The 23355-nt window shown below is 59.5% G+C and carries 21 protein-coding genes; 13 read left to right on the forward strand and 8 right to left on the reverse strand.

Going from position 1 to position 23355, the window contains the following annotated elements; genetic code table 11:
- The first annotated feature begins 189 nt into the window (after positions 1-189).
- Positions 190-1230 carry an enolase C-terminal domain-like protein gene (locus H8B14_RS07515; protein ID WP_187314997.1) on the forward strand — a complete coding sequence of 347 codons (1041 nt, stop codon included), beginning with the start codon at positions 190-192 and terminating at the stop codon, positions 1228-1230.
- Between the two features lie 80 nt (positions 1231-1310).
- On the opposite strand, the gene H8B14_RS07520 is transcribed toward H8B14_RS07515, so the two are convergent.
- The gene (locus H8B14_RS07520) at positions 1311-1895 is read right to left on the reverse strand and encodes a DUF6799 domain-containing protein (RefSeq protein WP_187314998.1); all 585 of its coding nucleotides are present in this window, start codon (positions 1893-1895) and stop codon (positions 1311-1313) included.
- Positions 1896-2056: 161 nt separating this feature from the next.
- On the opposite strand from H8B14_RS07520, the gene H8B14_RS07525 reads away from it, so the two are divergent.
- Both H8B14_RS07525 and H8B14_RS07530 read left to right on the forward strand, forming a co-directional pair.
- Positions 2057-2515: a MarR family winged helix-turn-helix transcriptional regulator gene (locus tag H8B14_RS07525; RefSeq protein ID WP_315984812.1), complete on the forward strand. Its 459-nt coding sequence runs from the start codon at positions 2057-2059 to the stop codon at positions 2513-2515.
- Between the two features lie 52 nt (positions 2516-2567).
- Positions 2568-3215 carry a YceI family protein gene (locus H8B14_RS07530; RefSeq protein WP_187314999.1) on the forward strand — a complete coding sequence of 216 codons (648 nt, stop codon included), beginning with the start codon at positions 2568-2570 and terminating at the stop codon, positions 3213-3215.
- Positions 3216-3311: 96 nt separating this feature from the next.
- Here H8B14_RS07530 and H8B14_RS07535 read toward each other — a convergent pair whose 3' ends face one another.
- Both H8B14_RS07535 and H8B14_RS07540 read right to left on the reverse strand, forming a co-directional pair.
- The gene (locus H8B14_RS07535) at positions 3312-4088 is read right to left on the reverse strand and encodes a hypothetical protein (RefSeq protein WP_187315000.1); all 777 of its coding nucleotides are present in this window, start codon (positions 4086-4088) and stop codon (positions 3312-3314) included.
- Between the two features lie 48 nt (positions 4089-4136).
- Positions 4137-4694: a hypothetical protein gene (locus tag H8B14_RS07540; protein ID WP_187315001.1), complete on the reverse strand. Its 558-nt coding sequence runs from the start codon at positions 4692-4694 to the stop codon at positions 4137-4139.
- Positions 4695-4834: 140 nt separating this feature from the next.
- On the opposite strand from H8B14_RS07540, the gene H8B14_RS07545 reads away from it, so the two are divergent.
- Both H8B14_RS07545 and H8B14_RS07550 read left to right on the forward strand, forming a co-directional pair.
- Positions 4835-5227 (forward strand): hypothetical protein, encoded by a 393-nt coding sequence (locus tag H8B14_RS07545; RefSeq protein WP_187315002.1) that lies wholly within the window; start codon positions 4835-4837, stop codon positions 5225-5227.
- A 70-nt stretch (positions 5228-5297) separates the two neighbouring features.
- Positions 5298-7850, forward strand: coding sequence for a DUF4132 domain-containing protein (locus H8B14_RS07550; protein ID WP_187315003.1), 2553 nt, complete (start codon positions 5298-5300; stop codon positions 7848-7850).
- Between the two features lie 79 nt (positions 7851-7929).
- On the opposite strand, the gene H8B14_RS07555 is transcribed toward H8B14_RS07550, so the two are convergent.
- Positions 7930-10104, reverse strand: coding sequence for a S9 family peptidase (locus H8B14_RS07555; protein WP_187315004.1), 2175 nt, complete (start codon positions 10102-10104; stop codon positions 7930-7932).
- Positions 10105-10315: 211 nt separating this feature from the next.
- Here H8B14_RS07555 and H8B14_RS07560 point away from each other — a divergent pair, with 211 nt between their 5' ends.
- From H8B14_RS07560 to H8B14_RS07580, 5 genes are all read left to right on the forward strand, one after another.
- On the forward strand, positions 10316-10597 hold the full coding sequence (locus tag H8B14_RS07560; protein ID WP_044013626.1) for an ATP-dependent Clp protease adaptor ClpS: 282 nt from the start codon (positions 10316-10318) through the stop codon (positions 10595-10597).
- 96 nt (positions 10598-10693) lie between these two features.
- Positions 10694-11308 (forward strand): recombination mediator RecR, encoded by a 615-nt coding sequence (recR, locus tag H8B14_RS07565; RefSeq protein ID WP_187315005.1) that lies wholly within the window; start codon positions 10694-10696, stop codon positions 11306-11308.
- Positions 11309-11516: 208 nt separating this feature from the next.
- The gene (locus H8B14_RS07570; RefSeq protein ID WP_187315006.1) at positions 11517-13586 is read left to right on the forward strand and encodes a glycosyltransferase family 2 protein; all 2070 of its coding nucleotides are present in this window, start codon (positions 11517-11519) and stop codon (positions 13584-13586) included.
- A gap of 167 nt (positions 13587-13753) precedes the next feature.
- Entirely contained in the window at positions 13754-14974 is a 1221-nt protein-coding gene (locus H8B14_RS07575) for a pyridoxal phosphate-dependent aminotransferase (protein ID WP_187315007.1), read from the forward strand.
- Between the two features lie 176 nt (positions 14975-15150).
- A complete protein-coding gene (locus H8B14_RS07580; RefSeq protein WP_187315008.1) occupies positions 15151-16170 on the forward strand; it encodes a bifunctional heptose 7-phosphate kinase/heptose 1-phosphate adenyltransferase in 1020 nt (339 codons plus the stop codon).
- A gap of 100 nt (positions 16171-16270) precedes the next feature.
- On the opposite strand, the gene hemE is transcribed toward H8B14_RS07580, so the two are convergent.
- The 3 genes from hemE to H8B14_RS07595 all read right to left on the reverse strand — a co-directional run bounded on the left by hemE (position 16271) and on the right by H8B14_RS07595 (position 18614).
- Positions 16271-17305 (reverse strand): uroporphyrinogen decarboxylase, encoded by a 1035-nt coding sequence (gene hemE, locus H8B14_RS07585; protein ID WP_187315009.1) that lies wholly within the window; start codon positions 17303-17305, stop codon positions 16271-16273.
- A 119-nt stretch (positions 17306-17424) separates the two neighbouring features.
- Positions 17425-17949 (reverse strand): hypothetical protein, encoded by a 525-nt coding sequence (locus H8B14_RS07590; RefSeq protein ID WP_187315010.1) that lies wholly within the window; start codon positions 17947-17949, stop codon positions 17425-17427.
- A 38-nt stretch (positions 17950-17987) separates the two neighbouring features.
- Entirely contained in the window at positions 17988-18614 is a 627-nt protein-coding gene (locus tag H8B14_RS07595; protein ID WP_187315011.1) for a MarC family protein, read from the reverse strand.
- Positions 18615-18841: 227 nt separating this feature from the next.
- Here H8B14_RS07595 and purE point away from each other — a divergent pair, with 227 nt between their 5' ends.
- From purE to H8B14_RS07610, 3 genes are all read left to right on the forward strand, one after another.
- Positions 18842-19324 carry a 5-(carboxyamino)imidazole ribonucleotide mutase gene (purE, locus tag H8B14_RS07600; protein ID WP_410054455.1) on the forward strand — a complete coding sequence of 161 codons (483 nt, stop codon included), beginning with the start codon at positions 18842-18844 and terminating at the stop codon, positions 19322-19324.
- A gap of 50 nt (positions 19325-19374) precedes the next feature.
- On the forward strand, positions 19375-20547 hold the full coding sequence (locus tag H8B14_RS07605; protein WP_187315013.1) for an endonuclease/exonuclease/phosphatase family protein: 1173 nt from the start codon (positions 19375-19377) through the stop codon (positions 20545-20547).
- 211 nt (positions 20548-20758) lie between these two features.
- Positions 20759-21190, forward strand: a complete 432-nt coding sequence (locus H8B14_RS07610; RefSeq protein ID WP_187315014.1) for a hypothetical protein — start codon at positions 20759-20761, stop codon at positions 21188-21190.
- A gap of 101 nt (positions 21191-21291) precedes the next feature.
- On the opposite strand, the gene dnaK is transcribed toward H8B14_RS07610, so the two are convergent.
- A complete protein-coding gene (gene dnaK, locus H8B14_RS07615) occupies positions 21292-23241 on the reverse strand; it encodes a molecular chaperone DnaK (protein WP_187315015.1) in 1950 nt (649 codons plus the stop codon).
- Between the last annotated feature and the right edge of the window lie 114 nt (positions 23242-23355).

Below are 23355 nucleotides of genomic sequence, written 5' to 3' on the forward strand. Positions count from 1 at the left end.
AAGGTAGTTTCTGGTTTCTAGTTTCTGGTTTTCGGTTATTGCCGCCCGATTGATGAGTTTTTAAGTTGTCAGTTTTTGGTTGTCGGGTGGCGGTTTTTACCTCTCTACTCACAATTGAATTGTTTTTAACCCAATAAAAACGAGGGAGCTAACAACCGACAACTGGCAACCAACAACCTATTCCAATCTATGCCTACTTGGTCGCTTACCGCCCTCGAACTGCCGCTGCGGTTCACCTGGAAAATCTCCCGCAACGCTTCCACCGCCAAAACCAACCTGCTGGTGCAGCTGCGCGACGAAGCCAGCGGCCCCACCGGATACGGCGAAGCGGCCCCCAACGTGCGCTACGGCGAAACTCCGGCCGGCCTGCAGGCAGAATTTGCGGCGCTGCTGGCAGCGGGCCTGAATCGGGTAAACTCCGAGGCGGCGCTACACGAGTTTCTGGCTGGTCAGCCGGTGGCGCATGCGCTGCGGTTTGCCTTGGAGTCGGCGGTGGTGCACTGGGCGGCGGCGCGGGCCGGGCGGCCGGTGTGGCAGTGGCTGGGCGTGCCGGCACCAGCGGCGGCGGTGCCCACGGCCTTCACGCTGCCCATTATGGAGCCTGGCGCCGTGGCGGGGTTTCTGCACGAACAGGATATGGCCCGGTTCGCGCTGCTCAAAATCAAGGTGAACCAGGAAATGGGCTACGAACTGCTGCGCGAGGTGACGAAGGTTTTGCCCGGCCGGCCGCTCATCATCGACGGCAACGAAGCCTGGACCGACCCGGATGCGCTACTGCAATTCGTAGAGCAGGCTGCCACGCTCCCCGGCCTGCGCGTGCGCCTGCTGGAGCAGCCCATGCCCGCCGCCGAAGAGGCTGCCTACCGCTACCTGCACGGCCGCACGCCCTGGCCGCTTTTCGCCGACGAATCGGTGACGGATGCGGCTGACTTTGGAGATATTGCCCGGCAGTTTCACGGCGTGAACATGAAGCTGATGAAGGCCGGTGGCTACCGCAACGGCATCCGCATTCTGCGCGAAACCCAGGCCCACGGCCTACACACCATGATGGGCTGCATGGTGGAAACGTCGCTGGGCATCTGGTCGGCGCTACAGCTGAGCGGGCTGGCCGGCATCTGCGACCTGGACGGGTTGCTCATCATCCGCGACGAGCCGTTTGGCTTGGTGCAGGAGCAGGCCGGGCAGCTTTACCCGCTGGCGGAGCTGCCGGCCGCGCTGCCTGTTGGTTGACCGAACAGCTAAATAAAAAACCGCGCCCAGCTTCAGCTAGGTGCGGTTTTTTGTGTGAAGGCTAAGGCTGCCGCCGATTACTAACGGCCAATCTGGGCGTCCAGGGCCTGCAACTGCTGGTTGAGGCTGTTGATGGCCGCCTGGTTGGCTGGGTTGGGCGTCATCAAGTTGATCTTCTCGGTCAGCAGCTGCACTTTGCGCGTCAGCAGCGACGTCAGGTCGTTGGGAGTGCCAACGGCCGTGACGCTGGTGGTGGTGGGCGCAGTAGGAGTTGCGCCTTTCTGCACGTACGTGGTGTACTGCGCGTTAGCCGGTACCGAGTTGTCGCCGCGGGCGGCGGCGGCGCTGGCGGGCGTGGCAAATACGATGTCGCCGGCGGCAGTTACGTAGTCGCCTTCGCCCAGCGTAGTTTTCTTGCCCGTCGTGAATTCCACAATACCGCTCTTATAATTTACCTTCGTGCCGTTGGCCAGCACCACGTTTTTGGTGAGGGGCATCAGGCGCGAGCCTTGCCGCAGCATCACTTCTGCATTCTGCATGACATACTGGTCGGAACTACTGGTGGTGCCGGCAGCTTTCGGCGCGGTTTTCGTTTGGGCGGTGCCGCAATATGGTGCTGCCACCAGCAAAGCAGCCGTAGCTGCCAAAAAAACAAGATTTTTCATACAGTTGAGTGCTTGGAATGGGGGAAGATTTCTGCTTACGGAAGCATTCGCCAAAAGGCTGGAACGACCAGTCGGATAAAAAGAAAAAATAATTCAGGGGAACAAATGTTGCTACATAAGATGTATGTACATATATTTGCAACACCATTTCCCCGCAGCGAATGCCGGCCATGAAAATTGAGGACGAAATCAAGCAGCCAGTTTTCCGCGATGCACACCAGAAAGCCCAGATCAACGTGATATTCACGGCTGGCTGGCTGGGGCAGCGGCAGGCGGCGAATTTCAAAGTATTTGGCATTACTATGCCGCAGTTCAACATTCTACGCATTCTGCGCGGTCAGCATCCTAAGCCGGCTACCGTTAATCTACTGATTGAGCGCATGCTGGACAAAACCAGCAACGCTTCCCGTATCGTCGACAAGCTGGAAAGCAAGGCCCTCGTGACGCGCACTGTGTGCCCCAGCAACCGCCGTGCCGTGGATATCCGCATCACCGAGTCTGGCCTGGAACTGCTGCAGCGCATGGACCAGGTGATGGAGCAGCAGCCGATTGGCATGCACAACCTCACCGAAGCCGAAGCCACGCAGCTTAGCGCTTTACTCGATAAAATCCGGGACTAATCGTCTCGTTTCTTCCGCTTACTAACCACATCTTTTCTTTTTTTTCAAGACCATGAAAAAGCTCCTTTTGCCCGCTCTTATTGCTGTTTCGCTGCTGGCTGCTCCGGCTTATGCCGGCAACCCTGCCACGGCTGCCGCTGCTGCCCGCACCAGCAAAGCTGCCGATAAGTCGTACAAGCTGCAGCCGCAGCTGAGCACGCTGGGCTGGGTAGGTAAAAAAGTAACCGGCCAGCACAACGGCACCATTCAGTTCAAGGATGGCAACGTGCTGGTGCGCGGCACTCAGATTGTGGGCGGCACGTTCACGGTTGATATGAACTCGCTGAAAGTAGAGGACATCAAGGAAGCCGAATACAACGGCAAACTGGTGGGCCACCTGCGCTCCGAGGACTTCTTCAGCATTGACAAGAACGCCACCTCAACGTTCAAAATCACGAAAGTAGCGGCCCTGAAAGGCGACGCTGCCGGCAACAACGCCACCATCACCGGCGACCTGACCATCAAAGGCATCACGCAGAGCATCAGCTTCCCCGCTAAGGTTGGCGTGAAAGGCGGTGTTGCTTCGGCCACCGGCGTTGCTACCATCGACCGCACCAAATTCGACATCAAGTACGGCTCCAAGTCGTTCTTCGAGAGCATCGGCGACAAGGCCATCATGGATGACTTCACGCTGAGCTTCAACGTTATTGCCAAGCAATAATGCCCCAGGCTGAATGCCGTTGAATGGATGATCTGGCATTCAGTTGAAAAGCCCCTCTGGCAGTAGCCGGAGGGGCTTTTTTTGTGGATTCGGGGGCTACTGCTGGCGGCTCTGGCGCTCCAGCATCTGCTGCTGCAAGGCGGCGGCAAGGGCGGCAGTGGGCTGCCGCACCGGAGCCACGGCCAGGTTGCGCAAATCGAAGCGTAGCCAGTAGGTGCCGTCGGCGTTGGTGTATTCCCGGTCGTGGTTGGTGTCGGGGCGCACTTCCACCAGCAGCAGGTTGGTGTCGGGCAGAATCAGGCGGCTTTCCAGGCGGGTGCCGTCAGGAGTGAGCTGCCGCAGCCGTTGCCCTCCCCGGTCAGATACGAACAGGGCGCTGGCATCTTCCTGATCCTGGTGGCCGTCGGCGTTGGTATCAGCCTTTAGCATAATGTAGAACAGGTAGGGCCAGCGGCTGTCGGGCTTTTTGTCGTCGTCTATTTCGGTGATAACGAAGCGGCCGTGCGGCAGCAACGCCTGCTCGGCCTGCGCGGTGGATTTGCGCAGAAACAGCACGTTGTAGCAAGTGCCCAGAATCCGGTTGGAGGAGCTGCTTTCGCCGTCGTAATAGGAGCTGCTTTCCAGAAGCCGGGTGGTACGGTTGTTGTCCTGCGCTACCACCGAAACGGGCTGGTAGTAATAATCGGTGCTGTCGAGGCTGACGGGCGAGTTATAATGCACGCGGTACTGCTGGGCGGCTTTGCGCACGGCGGCCGTATCGGGCGCGGCCTTGGCCGCTGTGCCGTTTGGGTTCGGGCCGTCACCAGAGCTGTTGGAAGAGCAGGAAAATAAGGCGCCGAGCAGCAGGGCCGGCAGGTAGCGGAATAAGGGCATAGGACGGATATTTTCCGGCAAGTAACCAGTTATTCCGATACCGCCAGCCTATTCCGGCAGCAGCAGCTCGCGGAGCAGCTCGAACTTGAGGCTGCGGCTTTTGGCGCGGGCGTGCAGCTGCTGCAGAAAGTCGTCGATTTCGGCTTTGTACTCCAGCCACAGGTCTTCGTGCAGGTTGTTGAGCACCAGCTGGGCCGTGCGGGCCGCCAGCCGGGCCGTGCCGGTGTAGAAGCCGGCGTACATGCTCTCAAACTGGCCGGTATAGTTGTCGAAGATGTGGCGTAGCGTGTAGAGGTTCAAATCCACTTCCAGGCGTTTGTCTTTGGTAATGCGGCGGGCGCGGGCCACTTCCTTGGTGGCTTTGCCTAGCGCTTTGGTGAGGCTGCGGTTGAGCAGCCGGCCGGTAGCGCCCACCGCAAACAGCTCGTGAATCTGGTCGGAGGCCTGCTCGAACACGGTTTCGGTAGTTACGTCGGGCAGCAGCTCGTAGCACAGCGTGTCGTAGAGCTCGGCGTCGCGGCGGGCGGCCCGTAGCAATAGCGCTTCCTTTTCCTTGTCGGACAGCTTCTTGAGGGCGCGCTTGAATTCGGCAGACGGAACGGGCATTGCTGGGAAAGGAGGGGTCGGTGGGAGAAAGTAAAAATGGGGTACGTTTGCCGGATGAATTTGGCAAAAATGGCGGATTTATTTTTGCTGATTGCTAAATTTATTAGTATATTCAACTCTGTTAGCAAACCCTCTTTTCTATGGCCTTACTTACCATCCAGGATGAAACCGCTACCGGCAGCATCCTCAACCGGCTGGAGCTGGAAATAACGCAGGAAACCCTCACCGTGCGCGAATTAATTGCCCAACGCGTGCAGCAGGAAGTGGAAGCCTACAATTCTCGGCAGTCGGGCGTATTCAATGGGCTGGTGCAGCCCACCGCTTCGGAGCAGGTGCTTAACGGCTTTCGGCTGCGCCAGCCCAAGCCCATTGATGCCGAAGAACAGCTGTATCGGGCGCTGGAGGGCTTTCAGCAAAATGGCTACTTCGTGCTGGTAAACGACCGGCAGGTGGAAACGCTGGACGAGGAAGTATGGCTGGGCGCGGGCGCCACGGCCAGCTTTATCAAGCTCACGCCTCTGGTAGGAGGGTGATATGCCCTTTTCTCTGACCGATTGGCTGTCCCGCCTGTGGACACCAGGCAGCACTGAACCTACGTCTTCTATGGATACCAAAGAAAAAAAATCCTTTACCAAGCTACTGAGTGGCACCAGTCCCGAAGCTATTGAAATGCAGCCGTTTCTGCTAAGCTACCTGACGGAGCTGCAGACGCGTGAGATAGGCTACTGGGATTTGAAGCTGTCGGAAATCGAAGCGTATCAGACGCTGAAAATGCAGGATGCCGCCTACAAGGGCCGCCTGGCGCAGGCTACCGCGGAGGTAATGCAGAATGTGAGCATCGATTACCAAACCCGCAATCAGTTGAGTGCGCTATTGCAGGCACTGCTGCGCACCACGCTGGAGTTAGCTCCAGCCGCCTGGATACAGTTGTTGCATACTTACGGGTTTGATGCGTCAGGCAAACATCCAGACCGGAAGCCTGCTCAAGCACTTGCTATGTTTCCGGTGCTTCTGACGCTGAGCCATCTGGAAAAGCAGGCCAAAAAGGAGCCGCTGGCCGAGGAGCTGCTAACTTACCTGCGCGAATTGCTGGCCACCTCTGCTGCCCATACCACTGATACCGGGGTGGTGAAGCTGCGTGGCAAAATACAGGATATTATGCGGCTGAGCGGGGTGCAAGAGCTGCCAACGGTGGTATTTGCCGCCGATGATGCGTTTGGGGTAGCGCTGAATGAGTTTGTGCGCGGCCTAGGTTCCGGCCCTGAGGCCGCCGCGTGGCTGCGCCTGCTTCAGCTGTGGCCGAAAGCCAGTGGCGGCCAGCCAACCGCCAAGTTCCAGAAAGAGGCGGCAACGGCCGTAGCAGCGGTAGGCGAGGAGGCCGTAGCTAAGCACTATGAAGTGTGGCTGAGTTCCTTAGCCAAGCTGCCCGTGCAGGAACTCACCCGCACCAACAACTACGGTGGCCACTCCTACACCTATACCGAGTGGCATTTTCTGAGCCAGACCAACCAGGAGGCTGTGAAAGGACTGCTCTGGACCTGCGTGCCGTTGCTGAATACCAGCATGCTGCATTTCGTGAGTGAGCTGGCCGCCAAGTGCTACCGCAAAATACCTGGCAAGGGGCAGCTGGCACCCAGCCTCGGCAATGCGGGCGTGTGGGCGCTGGCGCAGGGCGGCCTGCCGGGCGTGGCGCAGTTGTCGCGCCTGCACACGGCCGTGAAGCAGCCCAACACCCAAGCCCTGATTGGGCGCTATCTGGAAAAAGCGGCGCTGGAGCTGGGCATGACGCCGGCCGAGCTGGAAGACATGGCCGTGCCCGATTTCGGACTGGTAGACGGCCGGGCGGAGTATACCTTCGGCGACTACCAGGCCGTGCTGGCGCTGGCCGGCAACAAGGCCGAGCTGCAGTGGAGCAAAGCCGGCAAACCACTGAAATCAACCCCAGCGGCTCTGAAAAACACCCACGCCGATGAGCTGCGGACGTTGAAGCTCACCCAAACGCAGGTGCAGCACACCTACACCACCCAGCGCGACCGACTCGACCGGAGCTATATCACGGGCCGCCGTATCGGGTGGCCCCGGTTTCGGCGCTACTACCTGGAGCACGGCGTAGTGAGCGAACTGGCGCGGCCGCTCATCTGGCGCATCCATCACCCCGACAGCTCTCACCACGACGTTTTGTGGCAAAACGACGCCTGGCGGACTGTGCAGGGCGAGGCGGTGCCAGCGCTTACCGACGACGATTCGGTGCAACTCTGGCATCCGGTGTTGGCGGCCACCGATGAGGTGCTGGCCTGGCGTGCTCTGCTCGATTCGATTGAACTGCGGCAGCCTTTCAAGCAGGCGTACCGTGAGGTGTATCTGCTTACGCCGCCTGAGGAGCGCACCAATGTCTACTCCAACCGGATGGCGGCGCACGTGCTGCGCCAGCACCAGTTCAGTGCTCTGGCGCGGGGCCGCGGCTGGACCTACCGCCTGATGGGGGCTTATGATAAGGGCTACGAGTCGGACTCTACCACGCTGGAGCTGCCCGCGCACGGCTTGCAGGCGCAGTTCTGGGTGAGTGAGGTCAACGCCGACGACGCGTACAACGAGACCGGCATCTGGAACTACGTCAGCACCGACCAGGTACGCTTCGTGACAGACCACGGGCAAGTGCCACTGCCCGAGGTGCCGCTGCTGGTATTTTCGGAAGTGATGCGCGACGTGGATTTGTTTGTGGGGGTGGCCTCGGTAGGCAACGACCCGCTCTGGCGCGACAACGGCGGCTTGGTGCAGTACCGCAACTACTGGGAAAGCTACAGCTTCGGCGAGCTGGGCGAAGTGGCCAAAAACCGCAAACTGGCCCTGGAACGGCTGGTACCGCGCCTGAAAATCGGGAAGGTGAGCGAAATAAAGGGCAATTTCCTGGAGGTGCAGGGCAAGCTGCGGACCTATAAAATCCACCTGGGCTCAGGCAACATCCTGATGACGCCCAACGACCAGTACCTGTGCATCGTGCCCGACCGGTCCGTGAAAACCGCCAGCACCGCCGGCGTATTCCTGCCCTTCGAAGGCGACGCCGTGCTGTCCATCATCCTCAGCAAAGCTTTGCTGCTGATGGACGATGATAAGATTACCGACGACACAATAACCCGGCAGATCAAACAGCGCTAAACGTGGTAACCATAGCCATAGCCAAAAAAGCGCCTTCTGCTAGCAGAAGGCGCTTTTTTGGCTGCTGTCGGCAAAGTGACTACAGCTTGTCGTCGAAGTAATCGGTGATTTTCTGGTAGAGGTGGACCCGGTCTTTGCCGCTCACGTTGTGCGGGTGGCCGGGGTAAACGAAGTAGTCGAGCTGCACGCCTTTATCCACAGCGGCTTTCAGGTAGTCGAGGCTGTGCTGCCACACTACTACGTCGTCGATGGTGCCGTGGATGAGCAGCAGCTTGCCCTGCAGCTTATCTACGTAGTTGAGCAGGTTGGCCTGGGCGTAGCCGTCGGGGTTTTCCTGGGGCGTGTCCATGTAGCGCTCCGTGTACATGATTTCGTACAGGCGCCAGTCGACGACCGGCCCGCCGCCCACGCCCACCTTAAACGTGCCGGGGCTGCGCGTCATCAGCGTGGTGGTCATGAAGCCGCCGAAGCTCCAGCCGTGGATGCCGATGCGCGCCGCGTCTACATAAGGCAAGCTTTTGAGGTAGTCGACGCCCTTGAGTTGGTCCTGCATTTCCACGGTGCCCAGCTGCCGGAACGTGGCCCGCTCGAAGGCCGAGCCCCGGTTGCCGGAGCCGCGCGAATCCACGGTGAACACCACGTAGCCTTTTTGCGCCATCAGCTGCATCCAGAGGTTGGAACCGCCCAGCCACGAGTCCGTGACGAGCTGCACGTGCGGGCCGCCGTAGAGGTACACCACGGTCGGGTATTTCTTGGCCGGGTCGAAGTTGGGCGGCGTAATGAGGCGGCCGTAAAGGTCGGTCTGGCCGTCGGCGGCTTTCAGCGTTACCATCTTCGTTTCGCCTAGCTGGTACTCGGCCACAGGATTCGGGGCTGTGAGCAGCGTTTGGGTGGTTTTGCTGTCGGCCACACTCACCGTGCGGATAATACGGGGCGTAGTGGTGCTGCTGAACACGTCGAGCAGCTGTTTGCCCGAGGGGCTCAGCGTGGCCGTGTGCGTGCCGGTTTCCCGCGTGATTTCGCGCGGCTTGCCGCCGCCGAGCTTCACGGCGTACACCCGCCGCTGCAGCGGGCTGGCCGCCGTGCTCTGGAACACTACTTCGCGGTTGTTGTCGGCGAAGCCCAGCACGTCCGTCACCTGCCACGGGCCCTGCGTGAGCTGGCGCAGTAGCTTGCCGCTGGTGCTGTAGAGGTACAGATGCTCGTAGCCGTCGCGCTGACTGCGCCACAAAAACTGGTCGGAGTGGCCGGGTACGAACTCCAGCGGGTGCAGCGGCTCCACGAAATCCTTGTCCGACTTCTCCTCGAAGAGCGTTTTCACGAAAGCGCCAGTGGTGGCGTCATATTGCCGCAGATGCATCTGGTTCTGGCCGCGGTTGAGCACGGCAACGTAGAGGCTTTTCTCATCGGGGCTCCAGCTGATGTTGGTCAGGTAATGTTCCTTGGGCTCACCGGTTTGCAGAAACACCGTTTTGCGGGTGTTCAGGTCGTAGACGCCCACCGTCACCTCGTGGCTTTTGTCGCCGGCCATTGGGTATTTGAACGGCTTTGCTTGCGCCGGCGTGGCCGAAATATCCACCAATGGGTAGTCCGTTACCATGGTCTGGTCCATGCGGTAGTAGGCCAGCCGATTGCCGGTGGGGCTCCAGAACGTGCCCTTCGTAATGCCGAACTCCGAGCGGTGCGCGGCCTGCCCATTCACGATAGCCGGGTTGGTTTCCTGGGTCACGGCCTCGTTTTCGCGGCCCGCCAGCGAAACGTACAGGTTCTGGTCTTTGGTGAAAGCCACCCGCGTGTTGGTGGGGTCCATTTCCACGTTTTCAGCGGCCTGGTCGTAGCCGAACAGGGCCGTGGCCTGCTTGCTGGCCACATTCACGCGGTACACTTTGTTGGCCCGCGTCAGCAGCGCCTGTTGCGGGCTCACCCACGTGACGGTCGGAAACGCCGTGGCTTTTACGGTCGGGGCGCCGGCTGCCTGCAGTGCCTGGCCCAGCTCGGCCAGCGAGAAAATGGCGGTGGCAGTGCCGTTGCTGCCGCGCACCAGCTCGTCCTGGCCGTTGGTGGTGCGCACGTAGCTGTATTCGTCTTTCGAGCCCGGAATCCAGGAAAGTTGGCGCAGATTTTCGGGCTGCAGGTTGCGGTTGAGGAAGGCGTCGGCCATGGTCAGGCGCTTCTGCTGGGCCTGTAGCGCCGGCAGCTGCGCTGCCACCAACAGGAGCGCCAGCAGCAGCCGGCGCAAAGGAAATGTACGCATGCGGAGAGAAGGGTAGGAGGGTAGGAAAGCGGAAAATTACGGCGGATTTCCCGGAGCCCCCGCGCCGGTCTGCCTGCGGCCACCGCGCCGGCCGGCCCTGCTGCCGATTCCGGCAAAATGCGGAAACGATTCAGGCCCTGAATCGGTTATAGCAGGCCGGGTGACGTGTCTGCAGTCCGGTTATCTGCCCGTTTTTCCGTATTTTTGCGCCATGAACAGCAAGCCGTTAATCGAGTACGACGAAGACGTACTGCTCCTGGAAGAAACCACCGATGTGCGCGACCTAATCGTGTACAACGACGACGTCAACACCTTCGACCACGTCATCAAAACCCTGATGGACGTGTGCGGCCACCAGCCCGAGCAGGCCGAGCAGTGCACGCTCCTCATTCACTACAAAGGCCAATGCACCGTCAAGCACGGCGCCTACGAGGAGCTGGCCGCCATGTGCACCGCCCTTCACGACCGGGGTATTTCGGCGGATATCCTTTGATTTAGTTGTCAGTTGCTAGCTGTTGGTTGTCAGTGCCATTCTAGAGTCGAATGCACTGCCTGAGACAAGCAACGGACAGCCAACAACCAAGTATACATGGAGTTTCCTTCTAAGCTGATAGAAAACGCTGTCGGCGAACTGTCGAAGCTACCCGGAGTAGGCAAAAAGACGGCCCTGCGGCTGGCCTTGCACCTGCTCAAGGCCGAAGCCGATACCACGGCCACCCTGGCCGAGGCCTTGGCCAAAATGCGCTTCGAAATCCGCTACTGCGACACCTGCCACAACATTTCCGACACGCCGGAGTGCGCCATCTGCGCCAACCAGCTCCGCGACCATAGCACGGTGTGCGTGGTGTCGGACATCCGCGACGTCATTGCCATCGAGAATACCGGCCAGTATAAGGGCACCTACCACGTGCTGGGCGGCGTCATTTCGCCCATCGAAGGCGTGGGCCCCAGCGACCTGCAGATCGACAGCCTCGTGGCGCGCATGGGCGGGCCGGAGTCGGAAATCAAGGAAGTGATTCTGGCCATCAGCCCCACCATGGAAGGCGACACCACGGCCTTCTACCTCTCGCGCAAGCTCCGCGACTTCGAGGGCGTACACATCAGCACCATTGCCCGCGGCATTCCCATGGGCGGCGAGCTGGAATACGCCGACGAAATCACGCTGGGCCGTAGCATCGTGGAGCGCCAGCGCCAGGCGCGGTAGCCAACCTCACCCCCTAGCCCCCTCTCCAAAAGAGACGAAGAACTAGCTTTAAAATAGTAGCATAGAAAAGCCCGTCGGATACTCCGACGGGCTTTTATTTATTTAATGAGCGAGTCTAAAACTAGTTTCAAAACTAGCGGCTAGTCCCCCCTCTCTTTTGGAGAGGGGGCTAGGGGGTGAGGCCAATCGTTGCTACCTTTCGGCCTCTATGCCGCCGCTATCCGTGAAGCTTTCCGTCGTCATCGTCAATTACAACGTCTGCTACTTCCTGGAGCAGGCCTTGCTGTCGGTGCGGCGGGCCACGGAGCGGCTGGGGCAGCCGGTAGAGGTGTTTGTGGTGGATAACAACTCCGTGGACGGCTCGGTGGCCATGGTGAAGGCCCGGTTTCCGGAAGTTATCCTCATCGAAAACAAGGACAATCCCGGCTTCAGCAAAGGCAACAACCAGGCCCTGCGCCAGGCCACCGGTGAGTACCAGCTGCTGCTCAACCCCGACACGGTGGTGGAGGAAGACACCTTCCGGGCCTGCTGCGAGTTCATGGACGCGCACCCCAACGCCGGCGGGCTGGGCGTGAAGATGCTGGACGGGCAGGGCAAGTTTCTGCCCGAAAGCAAGCGCGGCCTGCCCACGCCGGGCGTGGCGTTCTATAAGATATTCGGGCTGGCGCGGCTGTTTCCGGCCTCGCGCCGCTTCGGGCGCTACCATCTCGGCTTCCTCGACAAAGATCAGCCCCACGAAATAGACGTGCTGAGCGGCGCCTTCATGCTCATGCGCAAAGCCACTCTCGACCAAGTGGGCTTGCTCGACGAGGACTATTTCATGTACGGCGAGGACATCGACCTGTCGTACCGCATCACGCAGGGCGGCTGGAAAAACTACTACTTTCCCGGCACCCGCATCATCCATTACAAGGGCGAAAGCACCAAGCGCACCAGCGTCAACTATGTGTTCGTGTTCTACCGGGCCATGGTGATTTTCGCGCAGAAGCACTTTGCGCCCGGGCGGGCGGGGTTGTTTTCGCTGCTCATCAACGGCGCTATCTGGCTGCGGGCGGGGGCGGCGGTGGCCATGCGCCTGCTCACCCAGGCGGCGCCCGTGCTGCTCGATGCCAGCCTGATCTACGGCGGCATGTTTTTCCTGAAAAACTACTGGGAAAACAACCACAAATACGTGCGCACCGACTACCCGCCGGAGTTTATGCTGGTGGCAGTGCCGGCCTACTTGGTGGTGTGGCTGACGTCGGCGTACCTAAGCGGGGCCTACGACCAACCCACCAAAACGGCCCGCATTGTGCGCGGCATTTTCGTGGGCACGGTCCTGATTTCGGCCATCAGCAACTTCTTCGACGCCTACCGCTTCTCCAAGGCCCTGATTATTCTGGGCGGCGTGTGGGCGGTGGTGGCGCTGGTGGGGCGGCGCCTGGCCACGCACTTCCTGCGCTACCACGATTTGCGCCTGAGTGAGAAACGGCAGAAAAACGTGGCCATCGTAGGCTCCGGAGCTGAAAGCCTGCGGGTGCGCCATTTGCTGGAGCAGGCCGGCGTGCAGGCCCGCATCATCGGCTTCATCATGCCCGCCGCCGAGGTAGCTGCCGTGTCCACGTCCGCGGTTGATAACCGAGGCCTGCGGACTGCCAATAGCAGTAACACAGCTACGTTGGCGGCACCTCCACTGCTGGCCGAGCCCACCGACGAAGCGCTGGGCGAGGTGCGGCAGCTGGAAGACATCATCCGCATCTACGCCCTCGACGAGCTGATTTTCTGCGGCCGCGACCTGTCGGCCAGCCAGATCATCAGCCTCATGGTGAGCTTGCCACAGCAGCCGCCCGTAGCCTACAAAATCCTGCCCCAGGACAGCGAATACATCATCGGCAGCTCCAGCAAAGACTCGCCCGGCGACTACTACACGCTGGATATCACCCTGAATCTGTTTCGGCCCGAGCAGGTGCGCAATAAGCGGCTGCTCGACATCTTCACCAGTTTGCTGCTGCTGCTGGCCTCACCGCTGCTGTTAGGGTTCCAGCAGCACAGGAGTGGTTTTTTGCGCAACTGCGGGCGGGTGCTGGCCGGCTCCTGCACCTGGGTGGGGCTGCGCTACGCCGCCGCGCCCCAGCGCCTGGCCCGTGCCATCCTCTCGCCCGCCGACGGTGTGCAGGCCAGTGCCCCGCTCACCGAGGCCACCCGCCGCCGCCTGGAGCTGCTCTACGCCAAAGACTACGAGCCCGGCACTGACCTGCGCATCCTGCTCCGCCGCTTCCGCTGGCTGGGGACCGAATAGCGCGCCTGTCATTCCGACATTCCGCGAATCGAGCGGCGAGAGGAATCTGGACAAACTCACTCAGCCGTCTACTCAGATTCCTCCTGTGTCGGAATGACAGACGACCGAGTCCCTACGTTACTTTCGCCGTACTTTTGCCTTATCCCCACCCCAAATTCCCCTCCCGCATGTCCGACGCTTCCACGCTCACGTCTTCTGTTCTTTCCGACCGTATCCTGGCCATGCAGGAGTCGCAGACCATTGCCATGGCCAAAAAGGCCCGCGAGCTGGCGGCGCAGGGCGTGGACGTTATCAGTTTGAGCTTCGGCGAGCCGGATTTTCAGACGCCGCAATACATCAAGGATGCCGCCAAAAAGGCCCTCGACGACGGCTACACGTTCTACACGCCCGTGCCTGGCATCCCGGAGCTGCGCCAGGCCATTTGCGACAAGCTGCAGCGCGACAACCATCTCAGCTACAAGCCCGAAAACATTGTGGTGAGCACCGGCGCCAAGCAGGCTTTGGCCAACGTCGTGCTCAGCCTCATCAACCCCGGCGACGAGGTAATTGTGTTTGCGCCGTATTGGGTGAGCTACGAGGAGATGGTGCGCCTGGCCGAGGGCACCAGCGTTACGCTGATGGGCTCGTTGGAAAACGACTTCAAGGTGACGGCCGCCGAGCTGGAAGCCGCCATTACGCCGCGCACCAAGCTCATCATGTACTCGTCGCCGTGCAACCCCACGGGCTCGGTGTTCAGCCGGGAAGAGCTGGGCGCCATTGCTGAGGTAGTGGCCCGCCACCCGCAGGTGCACGTGCTGGCCGACGAGATTTACGAGTACATCAACTTCGTGGGCGAGCATGTGAGCATCGCGCAGTTTGAGGCCATCAAAGACCGGGTAATTACAGTAAATGGCTTCTCGAAAGGCTACGCCATGACGGGCTGGCGCGTGGGGTACCTGGCTGCCAACAAGGAAATTGCCAGTGCCTGCGAGAAGATGCAGAGCCAGATTACGTCCGGTACCTGCTCCATTGCCCAGCGTGCGGCCCTGGCGGCCCTGCTGGGCGGCCGTAGCTCCGCCGACGAAATGGTGGCCGCCTACCGCCGCCGCCGCGACCTGGTGCTGGCCCTGTGCCAGGAAATTCCCGGTTTCCGTACCCCCACACCCAGCGGCGCCTTCTACGTATTCCCGGATGTGAGCAACTGCTTCGGCAAAACTACCCCCGACGGCCAGGTAATCAACAACGCGTCGGACCTGGCCATGTTTATGCTGCACGATGCCCACGTGGCTGCCGTAGATGGCGGCGCTTTCGGGGCCCCGAACTGCATCCGGTTCAGCACCGCCGCCGCCGATGAGAAGCTGCGCGAAGCCTTCATCCGCATCAAAAACAGCCTGGTAAAGCTGAAGTAGCGAGCTTTGCAGCGGAAACGTAGCGCGAACTGTGTAGTTCGCGTCCCCGCGCCATTTAGTCAATTCCAACGGCGCGGGGACGCCCCCTCCTCAGTTCGCCCTACTGCTTTTCTGGCACCAAGTCGGCGCAACGCGTTACTTCCTACCTTTGCGGCCTCTTACCTGAATCTGCCGTAATGCCCGCTGCTGCCTCCGCGCCCACTTCACTGCCCGAACTGTTTGCCGCTTTCAATGGCCTCACCGTCCTGATTGTCGGCGACGTGATGCTCGACGCTTACGTGTGGGGCAAGGCGGCGCGTCTTTCGCCCGAAGCCCCGGTGCCCGTCGTGACGGTGAGCCGCACCGAGCAGCGGCTGGGTGGGGCCGCTAACGTGGCCCTGAACGTGCAGGCGCTGGGTGCCACCCCGCTGCTGTGCGCCGTAATCGGCGACGACCAGGGCGGCGACCAACTGCTGGAACTGCTGCATACCACCGGCCTCGCCCCCGACGGTATGGTGCGCTCCAGCCACCGGCCCACCACCGTGAAGCAGCGCATTCTGGCCCACGGCCAGCAGCTGCTACGCATCGACTCGGAAGTGGAAACTGACCTCAACAGCACCGAAAACGCCGACCTCACCGCCCGCTTCGAGCAGCTGCTGGACCGCGCCGATGTGGTAGTGTTCGAGGATTATGACAAGGGCGTACTCTGCGAAGCCAGCATTCAGCACTTCATCAGTCTGGCCCGGCAGCGCGGCATTCCTACCGTTGTCGATCCGAAGAAGAAAAACTTTCTGGCATACCGCCACTGCACGCTGTTCAAGCCCAACCTAAAGGAACTGCGCGAAGGCCTGGGGCTGACGTTCGACGAGGCCGACCAGCCAGCGTTCGAGGCGGCCGTGGCGCAATTGCGCGAGCTGCTCAGCCCCGACAACGTGCTAGTGACGCTGTCGGAGCGCGGCGTATTCGTAGAAAACGGCCGCTTCACTAAAACTTATATCCCGGCCCACCTGCGCAGTATTGCCGACGTTTCGGGTGCCGGTGACACGGTTATCAGCATTGCGGCACTGTGCGTAGCGCTGGGCATGCCGGCCCCGGTTACGGCCGCGCTGGCCAACCTCGGCGGCGGCCTTGTGTGCGAGCAGGCCGGCGTAGTACCTATCAAAAAAAGCCTGCTGCTGGCCGAAGCCCAGGAAACCGGATTAGATATTAGATATTAGGGCTTGGTGCTTAGAAATGAGTAAATAGAAAAAAGGCCCCGCCGTAACCCGGCGGGGCCTTTCCCATACACCCTAAGCCCTAAGCCCTAAGCCCTAAGCCCTAAGCCCTAAGCCGGGTGCTGTATTCTTTCACGGTTTCGATGAACACCTTCACGTTGTCTGGGTTGGTGTCGGGGTAGACGCCGTGGCCAAGGTTGGCAATATGGCAGTGTGGGCCGAACTGGTCGAGCATGGCAATGGTGGCGGCGCGCACCTGCGCGGGCGTACCATAAAGGGCGCAGGGGTCGAGGTTGCCCTGCAGAGTTTTGTCGCCGGTGAGCGGGCGTACGGTGCGGGCGTCCTGGTTCCAGTCGAGGCCGATGGTGCGGCAATTGAGCTGGGCGAAGTCTTCCACGGCCCAGAAAGCGCCTTTGGCAAACACCGTCACGGGCACCTCGGGAATAGCGGCGCAGATTTCGGCAATGTAGCGAGTGCTGAATTCCTTGTAGTGCGCGGGCGGCAGAATCCCGGCCCACGAGTCGAACACCTGCACGATGTTGGCGCCGGCCGCTACCTGCGCCTTCAGGTAGGCAATAGTAGTAGCCGTGATTTTGCCGAGTAGCTCGTGCGCCAATGCCGGATCTTGGTACAGCATGCGGCGAGCCTTGCTGAAGGTTTTGGAGCCGTGGCCCTCCACCATATAGGCCAGAATGGTCCAGGGCGCGCCGGCAAACCCGATGAGCGGCACCCGGCCGTTTAGGGCGCGCTTCGTGACGCGGATGGCTTCCAGCACGTAGCCCAAGTGTTCCTCGGGGTCGGCGATGCGCATGCGGGCCACGTCCTGCGCGGTTTTGATGGTTTCCGGGAACAGCGGCCCGCGGGCTTCTACCATTTCGTAGGTGAGGCCCATGGCGTCGGGCACCACCAGAATGTCGGAGAAGATGATGGCGGCGTCCACGTCCAGAGCATCCACGGGCTGAATGGTGACTTCGGCGGCCAGCTCGGGCGTTTCCACCAGCTCTTTGAAGCCGCTGAGGCGGGCGCGCAGTGCGCGGTATTCGGGCAGGATTCGGCCGGCCTGGCGCATCAGCCAGACGGGCGTACGCTCGGTTTCTTCGCCACGGGCGGCACGGAGGAGGAGGTCGTTCTTAAGCACAGGTTTCGCTGATTATTTCGCTGATTCCGCCGCTGCCAAGGCCAGCAGCCGGGGCGCAAAGGTACGCTGCATAGTTTGCAACCGCACACGTCTTATCAGCAGTCCGAATTGGAGTTCTCCTAACTACTGCACCGATAGATAATGATTGTTTTACGGTCGGTTAAAAAGCCAATAAACCGATACGCATTCATGGCGGAACTACCTCCACTTAACCTATAGGCGAATAAAGCAGGCTCTATATTGCCCGCCACTGCAGTAAATGGTTCGCTGCTGATAAATGTGGAATCATAGGCATAAGTAACCAGTGAAAGGGTTGTGTTAGTGGTTACTTGGTGAAGAATGTGCTGATAAACTGGAGCTGGAACCTCAATTCTTGCGCAGGCGCTGTAGTCGCCGTGTTGGTCAGGGTAACTTGCATCCTTGTCTATTATGCTACCTGCCTTGGGAAAAGGCAAAGAGGTGATTTGGTGGAATTCCTTCTCATAAAAGTCATCGGTCGGGTAAAATGCAGTATACACGAAGTAGCCTGTTATCAGTGAAATAGCTACAGGCAAAAACAGAAACAACCGGGCTGCTTTCTGAGAACGTTTAACCAGCCAACGGTAAATGCCCCAGCAGATAGTTGCTGGTAAGGCCAGCAGCAAACAGATTGTAAGCAGGAGTATCAATAAGAAATTCATTACTACCGGCTCAAGCCCGGAAACAGCGCCACAATAGCCGTAGCCATAAAATTCACCCCGATAGCCAGCGTCAGGAAGCCCATGATGCGGGCCAGCGCCGCCATGCCGGGCCGCCCCAGAAACCGTGTGAGCCTGAGCGACGACATCAGGATGATGTAGGCCGCCAGCGCCACCAGCACGAAGCCCAGCACAATCAGGCCCATGTCGGAGTAGCTGAGCTTGCCCGTAAACAGGCCGATGCACACGGCCATGGAGCCGGGCCCCGACAGCATGGGCATAGCCAGCGGCGTGAAGCTGATGTCGTTTTTGTGCATGCTTTCCTCCAGCGTTGCTTCCGACACTTTGGCGCGGTTGCCGCCCGGCGTGAGCAGGTCGAAGGCCGAGCGCATAAGCAGGATGCCGCCCGCAATGCGCAGGTGGTGGATGTTGATGCCGAAGAAGTTGAGCACATACTGCCCTGCAAAAAACGACACCGTGAGTACGCCCACCATGTACAGGCAGGCCTTGAGCCCGATGTTGGCGCGCTCGGCCGGCGTGTCTTCCTCGGTTAGCGTCAGAAAGACCGGCATAGCCCCAAAGGGGTTCACAACCGAAAACAGCGTGGTGAAAGTGGCGAGCAGAATCTCCATAGACCAGACGTGTAGCGCGGCTAAAGGTACGAGCCTTTGAGAATCAGCAAGCAGGGAAAATGCTATGTTTATAGCTGAACCGCCGCCCGGGTAGCCCGTAGAAGCAATTTCCCGGCAGGTTCATCCTGTTTTTCCTCTCTCTCCGCTGCATGAATACCACTCTTCCTCCCACCGTGGCTGCCGCCGATGCCGCGGCCGCTACTGAAACGCCGCTGGTTGGCATCATCATGGGCTCACAGTCCGACCTGAAAACGATGTCAGCGGCGGCCGAGCTGCTGCGCCAGTTCAACGTGCCGTATGAAATTACGCTGGTTTCGGCGCACCGCACGCCACATCGGCTGGTGGAGTATGCCGAAACGGCCCGCAAGCGTGGGCTGCGCGTCATTATTGCCGGAGGGGGCGGGGCGGCCCATTTGCCCGGTATGGTGGCCTCTTTCACTATGCTGCCCGTAATTGGAGTGCCCATCAAGTCGGCGGCCTCCATCCATGGCCTCGACTCCATTCTGTCGATGCTGCAGATGCCGGCCGGCGTGCCCGTAGCTACGGTAGCGCTAGACGGTGCCACCAATGCGGCCGTGCTGGCCACCCAGATGCTGGCCCTCAGCAACGCCCGCCTGCACGACGTGCTGGAAAAATACCGCGCCTCACTGAAAGATAAAGTGATGCGTACGATTGAAGAGCTGCGTAAAGGTGGCTTCAACGACGAGTAATTGCTGGTAGCTAGTACCATTCCACCTCTTTCCACTCCTTTTCTGCTCTAATGCCTGACTTCAACTCGTTGCCTTGGTGGCTTACTGCTCTCCACGGCTTGGTTTTTTTCCTGACGCTGGCTAGCCTGGTGGCAACGCTGCTGCCGCTGCTTCGGGAAACAGCGTGGTGGATCCGGGTATTCGATTTTCCGCGCCTGCAGATTGTGGCAGTGGCCTTGATTACCATGGCAGGGGGCTTGCTGCTAGGTTGGCACACATTGCCTGGCTGGTGGGGAATAGCGGCCCTGGCTGCCCTGGTCGTTGCCATGATCTACCAGTTTTTCCGAATTCTGCCGTATACCCGGCTATCCAAAAAGCAGGTCGGGGATAGTACGCTGCAGGATGGCAAGCGGCATCTGAGTTTGGTGATGATGAATGTGCTGCAGTTCAACAAGCAGGGCCAGCAGGCGCTCAAGGTGATTCAGGACACCGACCCCGATATTATCATGGCAGTGGAAACCGACCAGTGGTGGTATGAGCAGCTGAAGCCGCTGGAAGAAACGCACCCCTATACCTGCCACGAACCGCTCGACAACACCTACGGACTACTGTTTTTCTCCCGCCTGCCGCTGGAAGGCTGCGAAATCAAGTACTTGCTCGACGATGACGTGCCCAGCCTGCATACCCTCGTGCAGCTCGCCGATGGCCACACCAAAGTGCGTGTGTATGGCCTGCACCCCAAGCCGCCAGCCCCCGCCGAGTCCAAAACCAGTACCAAGCGCGACGCCGAACTACTGTTGGTTGGCAAGGCCATCGATAATAAAGACGAACCAACTATTGTGTTCGGGGATATGAACGATGTGGCCTGGTCGCACACCTCCGAGTTGTTCCGCCGCATCAGTGGCCTGATGGACCCACGCGTAGGTCGCGGCCTGCTGCCTACCTTTCACGCCGATTATTCACTGTTGCGCTGGCCTCTCGACCACGTGTTCGTGTCGGCCGATTTCAAGGTCGATGACATGGAGAGGCTACCGTATGTAGGCTCCGACCACTTCCCCATTTACATTAAGCTCAGCTACGAACCACACGACAAGGAGGAGCAAGAAGAAAATTGCGAGGAGGCTGATGCCGACGACCACGCCGAGGCCGTTGAAAAAATAAAGGAGGGCTTTGAAGAAGAGAAAGAGGAGGAAGTAGCAGAGGCCGACGACCCCGGGCACAAGACCGAGAAGCTGACTACATAGTTATAGGTAGGCAATTAGCTGGAAGTAGCTGAACAGTTGAGCTGGATGCCAAGCAGAACCGTAGGACGTTGGTTTGGCTGGCAGGCCAACCGGCAGAGTGAGTGCGAGCAGAAAATGCACGCTGAAAAAGAGTTTGCATACCAAAAGACTAGATGCAAACACGTAGTTTCGTTGTCCGATTCTCATTTTCCGCTCTGCTTCCTGTCCAGCTATGAAGTCTTTATTGCCATCCGCAAGCAACCTGCGCATCTACTTCGAAAACCCGGTGGGCATATTGCTGGAACACCCACTTGGTTATGCCATTGTGCAGTACAAAGCCGGAAAGCGCAACTTCGAGGAAATGAAGGCTTTTCTCACGCATACCAGCACGCTTATGCACGCCCGCAATTGGAATAAAATCCTGGGTGACCAGCGTGATATGGTGGCCTTCACGGAGGAAGAGCGCATCTGGATTACCGGAAACTGGCTGCAGCGTACTGGTACTACCGGCCAGCCAATCTACGGAGCTGTGCTAGTGGCTCACGACGTATTTGCGCGCCTGGCCATGAATTTGGTTATGAACGAGGCCCGTGAGTCCAATCTTATTTACCGTCTCTTCGAGGAGGAAGCTGCTGCAGAAGCCTGGCTGCGGCAGCTTCCGTAAGCTCAGCCCACTGAAAGGTACCCTGGTAGTGGGGGCCTTACACACGAAAAAGCCCCGAAGCATCTGCTTCGGGGCTTTTTTACGCTACGGGCAAGGTAGGCTTACTTGTTGCCGTCCACTTCTTCGTAGTCCACGTCGGTAACGTTGTCGTGAGGCTGGCTTTGCTGGCCGTTGCCGCCGGGCTGGCCGGCACCACCGAAGGGGTTGCCACCGTCGGCGCCGGGCTGGCCGCCTTCGGCACCGCCCTGGGCGTACATCTCCTGCGAAGCCGCCTGCCAAGCCGTGTTAATGGCTTCCATGGCAGTATCAATCTGGCTGATGTCTTTGCTCTCGTGGGCCTTCTTCAGGTCGGCAAGGGCATTTTCAACGGCCGTCTTGTTGCCGGCGCTCAGTTTGTCGCCGTACTCTTTCAGTTGCTTCTCCGTCTGGAAAATCATCGAGTCGGCAGCGTTTACCTTGCCGATACGCTCGGTTTCGGCTTTGTCGGCGTCGGCGTTGGCAGCAGCCTCGGCCCGCATCCGCTCAATGTCAGCATCGGTCAGGCCCGACGAAGCTTCGATACGGATTTTCTGCTCTTTGCCAGTGCCTTTGTCTTTGGCCGAAACGTGCAGGATGCCGTTAGCATCGATGTCGAAGGTTACTTCGATCTGCGGAACGCCGCGGGGCGCTGGCGGAATCGAGTCGAGGTGGAAGCGGCCGATGGTACGGTTCTGCGAAGCCAGCGGACGCTCGCCCTGCAGTACATGGATTTCCACCGACGGCTGCGAGTCCGAAGCCGTCGAGAAGGTCTCGCTCTTCTTGGTCGGAATCGTGGTGTTGCTCTCGATGAGCTTGGTCATGACGCCGCCCATCGTTTCGATACCCAACGAAAGCGGGGTCACGTCGAGCAGCAGCACGTCCTTTACTTCACCAGTCAGTACACCGCCCTGGATGGCAGCGCCCACGGCTACTACTTCGTCGGGGTTGACGCCTTTCGAAGGCTTTTTGCCGAAGAACTTCTCCACTTCTTCCTGGATGCGCGGAATGCGCGTCGAGCCACCTACAAGGATTACCTCATCAATGTCGGAAGTGCTCAGACCAGCATCTTGCAGCGCTTTCTTGCACGGCTCCATCGAGCGACGCACCAGATTATCAGCAAGCTGCTCGAACTTGGCGCGGCTCAGCTTCACTACCAAGTGCTTGGGGCCTGAAGCCGTAGCCGTCACGTACGGCAGGTTGATTTCAGTTTCCGTCGACGACGACAGCTCTACTTTGGCTTTCTCAGCAGCTTCCTTGAGGCGCTGCAGGGCCATAGCGTCTTTACGCAGGTCGAGGCCTTCGTTTTCGCTGGCAAACGTTTCAGCCAGGAAGTTGATGATTACCTGGTCGAAGTCGTCACCGCCAAGGTGCGTGTCGCCGTTGGTGCTCAGCACTTCAAACACACCATCACCCAGTTCGAGGATGGAAATATCGAACGTACCGCCGCCAAGGTCATACACGGCAATCTTCTGGTCTTTGTGCTTTTTGTCGAGGCCGTACGCCAAAGCGGCGGCGGTGGGCTCGTTGATGATGCGCTTCACATCGAGGCCGGCAATGGCGCCGGCTTCTTTGGTGGCCTGGCGCTGGGCATCGTTGAAGTAAGCAGGCACCGTAATTACGGCTTCCGTTACTGGCTGGCCGAGGTAGTCTTCGGCGGTCTGCTTCATTTTCTGCAGTACCATAGCCGAAATTTCCTGCGGCGTATACTGCCTGTCGCCGATTTGTACGGCTACCGTATTGTTAGAGCCGCGCACCAGCTCGTACGATACGTGCTTGCTTTCTTCAGTTACTTCACCGAAGCCACGGCCCATGAAACGCTTAATCGACTGTAGCGTGTTGGTAGGGTTGGTAATCGCCTGGCGCTTGGCCGGGTCACCGACTTTCCGCTCACCCTTGCCGTTGTCGAGGAATGCCACGATGGATGGCGTAGTGCGGCGGCCTTCGCTGTTCGGAATAACTACCGGCTCGTTGCCTTCCATAACGGCCACGCACGAGTTGGTGGTGCCGAGGTCAATACCAATTATTTTGCCCATCAGAATGGTTATCGTTTAGGAGTTGGAGTGTCAGGTTGGAGGATGCGAAGTGCTCGCTCTTGGGGAGTTACAAGACGCGTACCAGCCGCAAAAAGCCTGCTTTTTCGTGACAGA

The sequence above is a fragment of the Hymenobacter puniceus genome, assembly GCF_014333525.1.
GTDB lineage: Bacteria > Bacteroidota > Bacteroidia > Cytophagales > Hymenobacteraceae > Hymenobacter.